A 13,375-nucleotide genomic window follows, 5' to 3' on the forward strand; every position below is an offset into this window, starting at 1 on the left:
CCGTCAGGCCGGATCGGGCGCGGCGTGGCGCTGGTCGCCCCTGCGATGGCGGCCGATCTCTTCCCAGGCGGAGTTGATGTCGGCCATGCGGCGTTCGGCCAGGCGCACCGCTTCGGGCGGCACGCCGCGGGACATCATCGCATCGGGGTGGTTCTCGCGGACGAGCCGCTGGTAGGTGCGGCGGATTTCGTCGGGCGGGGTGTCGGGCGTGACTTCGAGCACTGTGTAGGGATCGCGCGGCAGGTTGGGCACGAAGCGGGCGCGCATCGCCTTGAAGGCGGGATCGGGAATGCCGAAGATCTCGGCCACGCGGGTCAGGAACTCGTCCTCGTCGGGGTGATAGTCGCCATCCGCCAGGGCGATGTGGAACAGGCCCTCGACAAGGTCCGACAGGGTTTTCGGATCGTCCCGGAACATCGCGGCAATGCGGCGCGCGTAGACGTCGAAGCCCGCGACATCGGTGCGGGCAAGGTTGAAGACATGGGCCGCGCCGGCTTCGTCTTCGGGGGCGATGTGGAAGACCTCGCGGAAGGCCGTGACCTCGTCCTTGGTGACGTGGCCATCGGCCTTGGCCATCTTGGCGCCGATGGCGATCACGGCAATCGCGAAGCCGACCGAGCGTTCGGGCGGGGTGCGCAGACGTGCGAAGACTTCGGCCAGGCTTTCGCCGTGGCGAAGAGCGGCGATCGCCTGCGCTATGCGTGTCCAGAGTGACATGGGGGGCAGATTAGCCTGTGCCGGGCAGACTGTCAGGGCCGTCTGGGCCTGCGGGGCGAAGAAATTTCTGAAGCAATACAAGATCCAGCCTCCGGCCGAATTTCTGGCCGACTGCGGGCAGACGACCGGTTTCGGTGAAACCGATACGGGTGTGGAAGGCAAGTCCGTCGCGGTTCGTGGCGCTGACGCCGCCGATGAGGATATCGACCCCGTCCGCAAGGGCAACCCGTTCCAGCTCCTGCATCAGGGCGCGGCCGATCCCGCGGCCCCATGCGGCGGGGGCGACATGGATCGTGTGTTCGCGCACGAAGGCGTAGCCCGGCCCGCTGCGGAACGGACCATAGGTGGCAAATCCCGCGATGCCCGTCCCGGTTTCCGCGACAAGGAAGGCCGGAAGGCGTTGGGCGATCCGGGCCGCGATGTCGGCCTCCGCCACTTCCTCGGTGGTGAAGGTGATGTCGGTCTCGCGGATCGCGCGGTTCTGGAGCGCGGCGATGGCCGGGGCGTCGGCGGGATCGGCCGGTCGGATCATGTCAGGACGCGGCGGCCGTGCGGGGTTTCGAACTCGGCGCTGAGGCTGGCCGGGCCGGTCGCGAAGGACAGCCGCGGATCGTCGAGATGCGGCGTGAGCCGGGCCGACAGCTGCGCCGCGTCGGGGTGGCGGATATCGAGACGCAGGAGCCTGCATCCCGCATCGGCAAGCCGCGCGGCGGGGTGGGCGGTGCCCTCCCACTGGATCAGGGCCGGGTGCAGGCCGTCGAAGGGCAGGGCGCCATCATCGGGAACCGACATCTGCCACGCAAGATCGCCGCGGGTGAGGGCCACGGGGCTCCCTGCATCCTCCATGCCGGGGGGCAGGTCGGCAAGATCGTCGGTGGCGCAGATCCAGGTCGTCAGGCGGGCAGGGCCGCCGAACTGGTCAAGACCGAACCAGCGCGGGCGGTCGGGTTTCGGCGCATCGGGATCGATGGCGATGGCTTCGAGGTAGAGACCGTCGGCCAGCCCGAGGAGCGTGTTGTGCGTGCCGAAGCGGGGATGCTGGCCGCCGGGCTGCAGGGACACACCGAGAGCGTCTTCGATATGGGCCTTCGCTTCGGCCAGCGTGTTTCCGGCGACGGCGATGTGATCGAGGCGGAGGCGCGTCATGTTGGACTTCCCTTGTCGTTGGTCCGGTGCTTCCCGGTTTCGCGAGGAGTGCCCGGGATTGCGCTGCTCCGCAAGGCGTCGCCGTTCTGCCTGTCTCTGTCCCGCCTCTGGCCCACGCCCGGGACCGGCCCGCCTGCCCACCCCCGTCGGATCCCGTGCCGGGATCCTCCTTGCCGGCCCCGGGCGTGGGCCAGAGGCAAACCGGGCGCCCCGGCAAAGCGGCGCTTGACCCGCCGGAGACGGCGAAACTGACGCAGATAGCCTTTTGTGTCCGGAAGCCTGATCGGGCGCACTGCGGCGTCAGAAGGTCCGTGCGGCCCAGCTGAGCCCGGACCATATCAGGGCCAGGACCGTCGCATAGAAGGTCCCGGCGAACCCCATCGACCGGAAGGGCGGGGCGGCGTGGTAGCCGAGCCAGAAGATGGTACGGAAGACCGCGAAGCCCGCGCCGAGGACGATGACGGCCGCACCGCCCTGAACCATCGCGACGAACGGCCAGACAAGCGCCGCGATCAGCGCCTGTTCGGCGGTGTTGGTCAGGACGCGCTGATCGATCTCGGCTGCCGTATGCGGCGCTGGGCGATCCCCGTCGATCAGGTCTTCATCGAAGAACCGTCGTTGCGCGATCCGGCCGATGACGGCGACCAAAATTATCGCGGGAAACAGGTACGCCACCGGCAGCGCCTGCATCGGTGTCAGGTCCGGCAGGGTCACGACGGCGGGCAGCAGAACAAGGCAGAGCGCGCATACCGCCCCCATGGCCATTCCGATGGCGATGGTGCGCTGCTGGCCCATACTCCGTCCCCCCCCTATTCGTAGAGCGACACCGACAGGTCGGCCTGAAGCGCGTTGGCAAGCGAGGTCAGCCGGGATTCGGCCACCTCGCCATACAGCGCGCTGACATCGCGGCGCATGTGCATGTGCAGCTTGCGCGCCTCCGGATCCCAGTCCAGCGTCGCCATCTGCGCTTCGGGTTGCATCCACAGCATTGCGCCGAAGCGCAGGGCCTTGCCCAGGATCTCGGCCTCTTTCCGGCTGTCTTCGTCCAGCAGATCGTAGAGCGCCTCGAACGGGGTGCCTTCGCGGTTCTTGCGATAGCGGTGCAGGAGCGCGAGCCCGAGGTAGATCCGTTCCCAGTGTTTCAGCCCGCCAAGGTTGGCGCGGGTGGCGTATTCGAAACAGACCTCGGCCCGGTAATCGGGATGCGACCGCCACGACACGTCGTGCAGCAGGCAGGCGGCGCGGATGAGACGCAGACGGGCGGGCTCCGCATCGGGAAAGAGCGGCAGGACGAAATCGTAGAGCGTCCGACCGAACCCCGGCAGGCGGGCATCCTTGGCTTCGAAGAATCGGCAGGCCTCGATCAGGGGATCACGGTCCTGCAGCTTCTTGGGCATGTATTCGTACAGCAGCCCTTCGCGGATCCCGTAGGACGACACCGCGATATCGGCCGGCTTGAAGACCTTGACCAGTCGGCCCAGAACCTCGGCCGCGATGGGGACAAGCGCCATCCGGTTGTTTGAGATACCGGCCTGAAGGCGCAGCTCGGCCGGGTCAGATCCTGCGATCAGGTCGACGGTGGCCATCACGTCGTCATAGCTCATCCGGTATTCGTGCAGCACCTGTAGCGGATAGGCCCGGCGCATCATGTCGATCCGGGCGATTGCGCGCCAGCTGCCGCCGACTAGGAACAGGCGGTCGTGCTGGGGGCCGAACTGGTCGGACATGCGGTCCAGCGTGTCCTTGATCACCTTGGCGCGTTCGGGTCCGTCGCCATCGATGTCGCGCAGTTTCAGGGGGCCGAGCGGAGAGCTGGTGGTTTTCTTGACGATGCCGTCCCGGATCTCGGCCAGTTCCATGGACGAGCCGCCGATATCGCAGACCAGCCCGTAGGATCCGGGCCAGCCCAGCAGCACGCCCTGCGCGGAAAAGCGCGCCTCCATCTCGCCCGAGATCACCCAGATCTTCAGGCCGGTGACGCGACGGGCCTCTTCGCAGAAATCGGGGCCGTCGATGGCATCGCGGACCGCAGCCGTGGCCACCACTGTCAGCGACGGCAGGCCCATGCCCTGCGCCAGCAACTGGAACCGCTGCAGCGCGGCCAGCGCGCGTTCGCGGCCAAGAGCGTTCAGGCGGCCGGTTTCGGCCATGCCGGCGCCAAGCGCGCACATGACCTTTTCATTGTAGAAATAGGCAGGCGACCGCGCCGCGCCGTCGAACACCACGAGCCGGACCGAGTTCGAGCCGATGTCCACGACGCCCACCCGCGACAGGTTCCGTGCGCGCGGGTCCTCGAACAGGGGACGGTCGAAAAAGGCGGGATCGCTTCCAGCCGCGCCCGGTCCGGCCGTGCCGTCCGCAGCGCTTGCATGTCTGGTCGGCAGTCGGCCGCCGGCTCCGCTCCGCGATGTCTCCATGGGTCTTCAACTCCCGCCATGGTGCCCGGTTCCTGAGCTCGGCCCAGCTATCTGCCAGTGCCTTGTGGGGTCAAGTTGTGCAGATGCGTCATATTGGGACAAGCCCCTGATTGGGGTCGGGGCGTTTCGGCGGCAAATCGCTTGGGGCGCCCGCCGGGGCGCTGGGGCGGCACCGGGAAAGCTCAGGCCGCGCCGTTCGCCTCCTCGGCCAGCACTTCCGAGGCCAGCTTCACCGTCACCCCGCGCGCCTTGTCCAGCGCGATCTGGTCCATCCGGGCGACGATGCGGGCGGCGGCCTCGAACGTGCGCTCCATATGGCGGACAAGATAGGGGATCACCGCGCCCTTCGGCATGATCTGGCGGTCGCGGAACAGCTTCTGCAGCACCGCCGCCAGCAGGGCATCGTCGGGCGGATCGAGGCTGGCGACCGTGGCGCCTTCGCAACGGCTTTGCAGATCCGGCAGGACCAGGGCCCAACGCCGCGGCACCGTGCGGCCGCTTATCAGCAGGCGGTTGCCGTTCGCGGCCAGCATGTTGTGCAGGTGGAAAAGCGCGGTCTCGTCGTCGCGGTGGCCTGCGATGCGGGGCACGTCCTCGACCGCGACGGGGCCTTCCGCCAGCGCGGGCAGATCCCGTTCGGCCAGACCACTGGCGGGAACGATCACGGCGCCGCTGTCGGCCGCCCAGACATGGGCAAGGTGGGTCTTTCCCGATCCCGCCGGGCCGATCAGCGCCAGCTTGCCATCGGGCCAGTCGCCATCCAGCGCGGTGACGGCCAGCGCATTGGCGGGAGACAGGAAGAAATCCTCCCGCCCCAGCGCCGTGCGCACGGGCAGATCGAAGCTGAGCTGTTCTTCCATGTCAGTCGACGTCCGGTCCCGACAAACCCGTGTAAAGCTTGCTTTGCAGATATTGCCGCACCCCGAAACGTGCAAGCACCCCCAGTGCCGCCGTGACCGGAACCGCGATCAAGAGACCCACGAAGCCGAACAGCGCCCCGAAGACGGACAGGGCCAGCAGGAGCCACACCGGATGCAGGCCCACGGAATTGCCCACCAGCCGTGGCGTCAGGAAATTGCCCTCGACCACCTGGCCCACGATGAAGATCCCGGCCACCAGCCCGACCTGTGTCCACTCGCCCCAGAACTGGAACAGCGCCAGCCCGATTGCCAGCACCCCGCCGATCAGCGCGCCGAGATAGGGAATGAAGGTGACCATGCCGGCCACGAAACCCACCACCAGGCCGAATTGCAGTCCCACCAGCATCAGCGCACCGGCATAGTAGATGCCAAGGATCAGGCAGACCGTGCCCATCCCGCGCACGAAGGAGGACAGCGTCCGGTCGATCTCGCTTGCCAGCTGGCGGACCACCGGGGCGTGGTCGCGCGGCAGAAGCTCGTCGATATTGGCGATCATCCGGTCCCAGTCGAGCAGCAGGTACACCGACACGACCGGCACGATCACCACCAGCATCAGCATGTTCACGAACGACATGGCCGATCCCAGCGCCGCCCCGGCGATAGTGGTGGCCGCGTTCTTCAACGTCTCGTCGACGGTGGCCAGCGCGTTGCGCAGGGTCGAATCGGGTTCCAGAAGATCCGGGTACCGCTCGGTCAGGAAATCGCGGGCATCGCGGAAGATCTGCGGGGCGATCTGGATCAGTTCGGTCGTCTGGGTGATCAGCGTCGGCACGACCAGCAGGAAGACGGTCACGAACAGAAGTATGCCCAGCACGGTGATCAGCGCCGTGGCAGCCGTGCGCGACAGGCCCCAGCGTTCCAGCCGGTCGGCGATGGGATCGATGAAATAGGCGATCGCGCCGCCGATCACGAAGGGCAGCAGCACGTTGCCCAGGTACCAGAACACGACGGCCAGCACCACCAGGGCGATGCCCCAGTAGCGAAACTGCGTACCTACCGGAAGTGCCATGCAAACCCTCGTTGACAGACGCCGCCGCAGCGGACCTCACCCGTGACCAGACATCGCGCAAAGCGGCCGGCGGCGCAACAGGCTCGCGGGACTTACCGCTTGATGTACCAGGTTATCGCGGTCGCGTATCCCGCGTCTTCCAGCAACCGCCGTTTCGACGTCCATGCCGCGGGACAGACAACGATGACAGCGTCGTTCTGCCGGTCCGCCAGCGCACCTTCGGCGGCGCCAAGCAGCGCCCGGGCCTCGTCCAGGCCGGGGCCGTCGCGCGCCGGATCGCGGGTTGCGACATGGTAGAAATCGTCGATGACCCCCGTCGCGCCGATGTCATGGGCGGGCGGGAAATGGAGCGGCGTGGCGGGTTGCGAGATCGCGTAACCTGTCAGCCCGCCTCCGCGGCCCGACACGAACATGTCCCGGTCGGTCAGTGTCAGGCTTTTGCCCATCCAGTTGCCGAAGCGGGTATCGGCCTCGGCATGGGGTTTCCAGAAGGTGTTCAGATCGAAAAGGATCTGCCGGTGTTCGGCGCTGAGCGTCACGATCCCGGGCAGGTCGTCAGTTCTAGCCTTGCGCACCGAAGCGTGCGACTCGGCGCGCGCCAGCCCGGATTTGGCAAGGTAGAGCGTAAGCGGATCGTAGGCATGATCGGCCACGACCGCCTCCCAAGCACCGCCAGTCGCCGAGGAGATCAGCAGGATCTCCGCACCTGCACCGATCAGGTCCTCCTCTGCCGCGGCGAGCAGCGCGGCGGCCGTGCCGTCGGGGGCGTCAGGCGCGACATGGCTGTCTTCCATGATCAGGCCTGGCGCACCCTGCTCCCCGGCATAGATCGGCGGCACAGGCAGCAGGATCGTATGCACCACGCCCACCGCTGCGCCGTCAGCCTCGGCCACCAGCCATTGCTGGCGGAACGGCGGTGCGGTGGCTTCGATGGCGGACCGGAGCGCTGTTTCGATCTTCTCGGCCGCATCGGCGTCGATCTTCCACAGAACTGGATCGGCCGATTGCCGGGCCGCTGCATCGCTCAGCAGAAGGCCGGTCAGAACCTCTACATCGTCCGGTGTTGCAGGTTGGATTGAGACAGGCATGGGGCAGCTCCCATAACGCTTGAGGTCAGCGCATGCCTATGCCCCTTCGCGGGACCGCGAAAGAGGATTCGAGGCACGTGCCCTGACAACCATGAAAGGTTCGGCTTCGCAGCCCCGACACTCTCGATCACGGACGGCGCCTGCCGTTCCTGCCGGATGCCTCCGGTGGGAGTATTTGGAGGAGAAGACGGCGCGCGTCCCCTTCTTCTTTTCCCCAAATACTCCGGGGGAGTCCTCGCCGCAGGCGAGGGCGGGGGCAGAGCCCCCGTGCAACAGATGCCATCCTTGACCGGGCGCATGCCCGGTCTGTCCGGCTTCCGTTGCCTCCGTCGTCACGTCGTGCTTACCTTGATGTCGACGTCGACATTGCCTTTGACGGCATTGGAGTACGGGCAGACCGAGTGCGCCGCCGCGACGATCTTTTCCGCCGTGGGCTGGTCCACACCAGTGATCGAAACATCCATGCCGACATTCAGCGCAAACCCGCCCGCATCGTTCTGGTTCATGCCGACGGTCGCCGTGACCTCGATATCCTTGTCGCGGACCTTGGTGTCCATCGAGCGGCTGACATGGATAACCGCGTTTTCGAAACAGGCCGCGTAGCCTGCCGCGAACAGTTGTTCGGGATTGGTTGCGCCGCCCTGGCCGCCCATTTCCTTCGGGATCGCAAGGCTCAGGTCCAGAAGCCCGTCCGAGGTTTTCACCGTGCCGTGGCGCCCGCCGATGGCGGTGGCCTGGGTGCTGTAGAGATCGCTCATGGTACTCTCCTTCAATTCGCTGCCGGACGGTGTCGTCCGCTCCCTATCTAAATAGGGAGCAATTAAATTGTGTCAAATATAATTGTGTGAACTTTATGTGCTGCGATCCCATCGCCATAGGGTGCGTGCTCTGCACGCACCCTACGCCATCTGCCGGTTTGCCGGATTGCTCTTGATCCGCCTATGGCCTACACCGCTCGCCGGAGCCTGACCCTGTCTGCGAGAGACCAAATGCGCCTGAGCCGCTATTTTCTGCCCGTCCTGAAGGAAACCCCTTCCGAAGCCGCCATCGTCAGCCACCGCCTGATGCTGCGGGCCGGCATGATCAAGCAGGAGCAGGCGGGGATCTATTCCTGGCTGCCGCTGGGCTACAAGGTGCTGCAGCGCCTGCAGCAGATCGTGCATGAAGAACAACAGCGCGCGGGCCATATCCCGCTTCTGATGCCCACGCTCCAACCGGCCGACCTGTGGCGCGAAAGCGGCCGCTACGATGCCTATGGCGAGGAGATGCTGCGCATCACCGACCGGCACGAGCGCGACATGCTCTACGGCCCCACGAACGAGGAGATGATCACCGACATCTTCCGCAAGAACGTCTCCAGCTACCGCGATCTGCCGCTGACGCTCTATCACATCCAGTGGAAGTTCCGGGACGAGGTCCGCCCCCGCTTCGGCGTGATGCGCGGGCGCGAGTTCCTGATGAAGGACGGCTACAATTTCGACGTCGACAAGGACGCGGCGCTTCACGCCTACAACCGCCATCTTGTGACCTACCTGCGCACCTACGAACGCATGGGCCTGCAGGCGATCCCGATGCGCGCCGATGGTGGTCCGATCGGCGGCGATTACACCCATGAATTCCTGGTGCTGGCCGACACGGGCGAATCCGAGGTCTTCTATGACAGCGCCATCACCGACCTGAAATTCGGCGACCGGGAGATCGACTACGACGATGTCGCGGAATGCCAGTCGGTGCTGGAAGAGTTCACCTCGCGCTATGCCCGCACGGACGAGACGCATGACGAGGCGTTGTTCAACGAGGTGCCCGAAGACCGCCGCCGCACGGCACGCGGGATCGAGGTGGGGCAGATTTTCTATTTCGGCACCAAGTATTCCGAAGCGATGGGCGCCACCGTCCAAAACGCCGATGGCGAGGCCGTGCCGGTTCACATGGGGTCGCACGGGATCGGCGTGTCGCGCCTGCTGGGCGCGATCATCGAGGCCAGCCACGACGACAACGGCATCATCTGGCCCGAGGGCGTGACGCCGTTCCATGCCGGCATCGTGAACTTGCGGCAGGGCGATGCGGAAACCGATGGCGCGTGCGACGGTCTCTACAAGGCTTTGAAAGCCAAGGGGCTGGATCCGCTGTATGACGACCGGGACGAAAGGGCCGGGGCGAAGTTCGCCACAATGGACCTGATCGGTCTGCCATGGCGGATCACGGTGGGCCCGCGCGGTCTGAAGAACGGTGTGGTCGAGCTGACCTCGCGCAAGACCGGCGAGAGTACCGAGATGACGCCCGAAGCGGCGGTGGACGAGATCGTGAAGATCTATCAGGGCGTTCTCTGAGCAGATCCGGGGAAATTGTGGCCGGGGATGGTGCGTGCGAAGCACGCACCCTACGGCTGTGTGAACCGGGGTGCCCTGTTGCCGTAGGGTGCGTGGTTTCCACGCACCGTTCCCGGGTACCGATTTTGATGGTGCGTGCAGAGCACGCATCCTACGGATCCGGCGGCGGTTTGGGCCCGGGCACTTTGGCCGGTTTGCGCTCCGGGGGCTGAGATCGGCTGCCAGTGCAGGCGGCCATCCCCCGCGCATCTTTGATCTTCCCCAGCTTGACGCGAGCAGGGCAAACGCACAGGGTCCGCCCGACCCTACCCAACCCGAGGTGCCTGCATGGCCGACGGACCGGCGCCTTTTGCCGCCTTCGAATGGATGATCGCCTGGCGCTACCTGCGCGCCCGCCGCGCCGAGGGCGGGGTGTCGGTGATGACATGGATCAGCCTGATCGGCATCACGCTGGCCGTGGCCGCGCTGATCGCCACGCTCGCCGTGCGGTCGGGCTTCCGCGCCGAATTCGTCGACACGATCCTTGGCGCCAATGCCCATGCCACGATCTATTCGGCCGGGCAGGTGAACGAGCAGGGAACAGTGGACCGCACCATCGCCGACTACGCCGACCTTGCCGAACGGCTGGGCGCCGTGCCCGGTGTCACCGGCGTTGCCCCCCTCGTGAAGGGGCAGGTCATGGCCACCAACCAGGGCTACAATGGCGGGGCCGAGGTATTCGGCATCTCGGCCAGTGATCTTGCGGCCATCCCCGGCATCGCCGAAAGCGAACGCACGCAAGGCGATCTCGCACGGTTCGACGAAGGCATCGCCATAGGCTCGGCGCTGGCGCGCGAACTGGGGGTGACGGCGGGGGACGGCATCCGCCTGATCTCGCCCGAAGGAGTGAAAACGGCCTTCGGCACCAGCCCCCGGGTCAAGGGGTACGAGGTCGTCTACGTCTTCTCGGCCGGGCGCTACGACATCGACCGCACCCGCATCTACATGCCCTTCGCCGAGGCGCAGAGCTATTTCAACCGCGAAGGCGTGGCCGACCAGGTCGAGGTCATGCTGGAAGACCCCGAACATGTGAAACGCATGACCCCGGCCTTGCTGCAGGCCGCGGGGCCCGCGGCGCTTGTCTGGACATGGCAGGACATGCAGGGCGGCTTCCTGCGCGCGCTGCAGATGGAAGACAACGTGATGTTCGTCATCCTCTCGATCCTCGTGCTGATCGCCACGATGAACATCGTGTCGGGCCTGATCATGCTGGTAAAGAACAAGGGCCGCGATATCGGTATCCTGCGAACGATGGGGCTGAGCGAAGGGTCGATCCTGCGCATCTTCTTCCTGTGCGGCTCGGCCACCGGCGTGGCGGGCACCGTGCTGGGCGTGACGCTGGGCTGTCTCTTCGCGATCTACATCGATCCGATCTTCGCGGCGGTGGACTTCATCGCCGGCGGCGGCGTCTGGGACCCGCAGATCCGCGGTATCTATGCGCTGCCCGCCGAACTGCACCTGGACGACGTGCTGTCGGCGGTGGGGCTGTCGATGGGCCTGTCCTTCCTTGTCACGATCTTCCCGGCCCGCCGCGCGGCCCGAATGAACCCGGTCGAGGCGCTGCGTTATGAGTGAGGGTGAAACGGTCCTGCGGCTGGCGGGTGTGACCAAGACCTACAATGCCGGTCTGCCGAACGAGGTCGCCGTCCTGCGGGGTACCGACCTGAACCTGCGCGCGGGAGAGGCGGTGGCGCTGGTGGCCCCCTCGGGCGCGGGCAAGTCGACGCTTCTGCATATCGCGGGGCTTCTGGACACGCCCGACGACGGCACCGTCGAAATCGGCGGCCAGGATCTGAGCGGCGCCCCGGATGCCGCGCGCACCGGCGTGCGGCGGCGCGACGTGGGATTCGTCTACCAGTTCCACCACCTGCTGCCGGAATTCTCGGCGGCCGAAAACGTGATCCTGCCCCAACTGGCCAATGGCATCGCGCGGGCCGCGGCGGGCGCCCGGGCCCGCGACCTTCTGGACAGTGTAGGCGTTGCCTCCCGCGCCGATCACCGGCCCGCGGCCCTGTCGGGCGGCGAACAGCAGCGCGTCGCCTTCTGCCGCGCGCTGGCCAACCGGCCGCGGATCCTGCTGGCGGACGAGCCGACGGGGAACCTCGATCCCGCCACGTCGGACCGCGTGTTCGAAGCGCTGATGGCACTGGTGCGTGGTGAGGGGCTGGCAGCACTGGTCGCGACCCATAACACGGACCTTGCCGCCCGGATGGACCGGGTGCTGCGGATGGAAGAGGGCCGCCTCGTCGGGTGATCTCCGGTTACCTGCCGGTTTGAACGCATCGACGATGGTCTGCCTCCGGCGGGAGTATTTGGGAAAAGAAGAAACAGGGGACCATCCTTGCTCCTCTGGTCTTCAAATACTTCAGGGGTGTGGGCACAGCGTCCCCACGCGACGGGGACGCGTCAGTCGCAGATGCCGTCGAGCTCGGCCCCGTCCCACGGCAGGAACACGTCGGACGTGCGCGATTGGGGCAGGGCGGCCACGTCGAAGACTTCCGCCAGCATGGCGTGCAGCCGCTTCGTGCGCGCGCCCTTGGGGGCCAGCGCGCGGCAGCAGACGAATTCCTCGACGATGGCGCCCTGCTGTTCATAGCCGAAGGACAGGAATTCGGCGTCCTTGTCGACGTCGAACAGGTAGGGGTCGTCCGACGCGGTGTGTTCCAGCGCGGCGCGCAGGGGGTGGTAGCCCGTCACGTCGCGGTTCTTCCATTGCCAGACATGGGTCATCTCGTGGCCCAGCAGCATCGCCTCGATCAGGTAGAGACGGTCGGGATAGCCGGGCAGGTAATCGGGCAGGTACCAGTCCTTGACGAAATAGACCTTGTTGAAGAGCGCCACCGCGGCCGGTTTCGTCGTCACGATCTCGTCCCTGGGCGGCGGCAGGATGCGTTCGCGGCAGGCGACGCGGGGGCGCGGCTGGCGGCGGAAGGTGACGCTGCCGACCGGCGCGCCTTCCACCACCCTTATGCGGGATTGCGCGAAGTCCGGCCCCTGAAGCGAGGAAACGAAGGCCTTCTCCGTCTCCGTCAGGGGACGGCCGCAGGCAGCAAGCGAGAGGGCGAGAAGCGCGAGCACGGTCGCGCGAAGGATCGTCATGGCGCGCACGCTAGCCCGGTTTTCTGCGGAGGGGTAGGGGCGCTCACCAGGCAGTTACAGGCCGCGCGCGGGGGGCCGCGGATCGCGGTCAGCGAGCGGCCGGACTGGTCCATCCAACTGTTGACTGCGCTGGGTGGCGTTCTCCCCGGGCGTCCCACGGACGTTGGCGGTTTGTTCACGCCCTCGAAACGGCCTCACGGCGCGAAGAATGTGGCCGTGGCGGTGGCGACCATCTTGCCGCTGTCCTCTTCCGTCATCTCGGCGCGGGCGAAGATCAGGGCCTTGCCTGCCCGCACCACCATTGCCCGGCACAGGATCGCCGTGCCGACGCCTGGGCGCAGGAACTGGGTGTGCAGGTCGGTGGTGGCTAGCGGTTTGAATACGCCGGCATGCGCGACGGCGGCCAGCACCATCGATGTATCGGCCAGCGCCGCCAGTGCCTGTCCCGAGACGATGCCGCCCACGCGGGACAGGTGCGGACCCAGCGGCATCCGCACCAGGACGTGATCCGGTTCGGCCTCGCGCACGTCGGGTTCCAGCGCGCGGACCCAGTCGGCGAAGTTGTCTTGCAGGATCGTCTGCAGGTCGTCCGGTGTCATGCGTGCCTCCC

At 66.6% G+C, this 13,375-nt stretch carries 14 protein-coding genes; 3 read left to right on the forward strand and 11 right to left on the reverse strand.

The genetic code is table 11. The features are described from left to right. Positions 1-3: 3 nt before the first annotated feature. The 9 genes from D4754_RS12920 to D4754_RS12960 all read right to left on the reverse strand — a co-directional run bounded on the left by D4754_RS12920 (position 4) and on the right by D4754_RS12960 (position 8,055). Positions 4-717, reverse strand: a complete 714-nt coding sequence (locus D4754_RS12920) for a molecular chaperone DjiA (RefSeq protein WP_121064202.1) — start codon at positions 715-717, stop codon at positions 4-6. Between the two features lie 10 nt (positions 718-727). Continuing rightward, entirely contained in the window at positions 728-1,249 is a 522-nt protein-coding gene (locus D4754_RS12925) for a GNAT family N-acetyltransferase (protein ID WP_121064204.1), read from the reverse strand. Next, on the reverse strand, positions 1,246-1,863 hold the full coding sequence (locus tag D4754_RS12930) for a VOC family protein (protein ID WP_121064206.1): 618 nt from the start codon (positions 1,861-1,863) through the stop codon (positions 1,246-1,248). The genes D4754_RS12925 and D4754_RS12930 overlap by 4 nt, the downstream gene beginning before the upstream one ends. Positions 1,864-2,163: 300 nt before the next feature. Next, positions 2,164-2,658 carry an MAPEG family protein gene (locus D4754_RS12935; RefSeq protein WP_121064208.1) on the reverse strand — a complete coding sequence of 165 codons (495 nt, stop codon included), beginning with the start codon at positions 2,656-2,658 and terminating at the stop codon, positions 2,164-2,166. Positions 2,659-2,672: 14 nt separating this feature from the next. Beyond that, entirely contained in the window at positions 2,673-4,280 is a 1,608-nt protein-coding gene (locus D4754_RS12940) for a Ppx/GppA family phosphatase (RefSeq protein WP_121064210.1), read from the reverse strand. Positions 4,281-4,462: 182 nt separating this feature from the next. Then, a complete protein-coding gene (locus D4754_RS12945; RefSeq protein WP_121064212.1) occupies positions 4,463-5,140 on the reverse strand; it encodes a P-loop NTPase family protein in 678 nt (225 codons plus the stop codon). Between the two features lies 1 nt (position 5,141). Then, positions 5,142-6,209 carry an AI-2E family transporter gene (locus D4754_RS12950; RefSeq protein WP_121064214.1) on the reverse strand — a complete coding sequence of 356 codons (1,068 nt, stop codon included), beginning with the start codon at positions 6,207-6,209 and terminating at the stop codon, positions 5,142-5,144. Positions 6,210-6,301: 92 nt separating this feature from the next. After that, positions 6,302-7,297 (reverse strand): hypothetical protein, encoded by a 996-nt coding sequence (locus tag D4754_RS12955; protein WP_121064216.1) that lies wholly within the window; start codon positions 7,295-7,297, stop codon positions 6,302-6,304. A gap of 332 nt (positions 7,298-7,629) precedes the next feature. Beyond that, positions 7,630-8,055 carry an organic hydroperoxide resistance protein gene (locus D4754_RS12960; protein ID WP_121064218.1) on the reverse strand — a complete coding sequence of 142 codons (426 nt, stop codon included), beginning with the start codon at positions 8,053-8,055 and terminating at the stop codon, positions 7,630-7,632. Between the two features lie 231 nt (positions 8,056-8,286). On the opposite strand from D4754_RS12960, the gene proS reads away from it, so the two are divergent. From proS to D4754_RS12975, 3 genes are all read left to right on the forward strand, one after another. Continuing rightward, complete coding sequence (gene proS / locus D4754_RS12965; RefSeq protein WP_121064220.1) at positions 8,287-9,627, forward strand: proline--tRNA ligase; 1,341 nt, start codon at positions 8,287-8,289, stop codon at positions 9,625-9,627. 327 nt (positions 9,628-9,954) lie between these two features. After that, the gene (locus D4754_RS12970; protein WP_121064222.1) at positions 9,955-11,241 is read left to right on the forward strand and encodes a lipoprotein-releasing ABC transporter permease subunit; all 1,287 of its coding nucleotides are present in this window, start codon (positions 9,955-9,957) and stop codon (positions 11,239-11,241) included. After that, positions 11,234-11,920, forward strand: a complete 687-nt coding sequence (locus D4754_RS12975; protein ID WP_121064224.1) for an ABC transporter ATP-binding protein — start codon at positions 11,234-11,236, stop codon at positions 11,918-11,920. Before D4754_RS12970 ends, D4754_RS12975 begins: the two co-directional genes overlap by 8 nt. A 152-nt stretch (positions 11,921-12,072) precedes the next feature. On the opposite strand, the gene D4754_RS12980 is transcribed toward D4754_RS12975, so the two are convergent. Both D4754_RS12980 and D4754_RS12985 read right to left on the reverse strand, forming a co-directional pair. Next, on the reverse strand, positions 12,073-12,759 hold the full coding sequence (locus tag D4754_RS12980; RefSeq protein ID WP_420837211.1) for a hypothetical protein: 687 nt from the start codon (positions 12,757-12,759) through the stop codon (positions 12,073-12,075). 200 nt (positions 12,760-12,959) lie between these two features. Then, on the reverse strand, positions 12,960-13,364 hold the full coding sequence (locus D4754_RS12985; protein ID WP_121064227.1) for a PaaI family thioesterase: 405 nt from the start codon (positions 13,362-13,364) through the stop codon (positions 12,960-12,962). Positions 13,365-13,375: the final 11 nt, after the last annotated feature.

Origin of the sequence: Chachezhania antarctica (assembly GCF_003646465.1) — a bacterium.
Classification (GTDB): Bacteria; Pseudomonadota; Alphaproteobacteria; order Rhodobacterales; family Rhodobacteraceae; genus Chachezhania; species Chachezhania antarctica.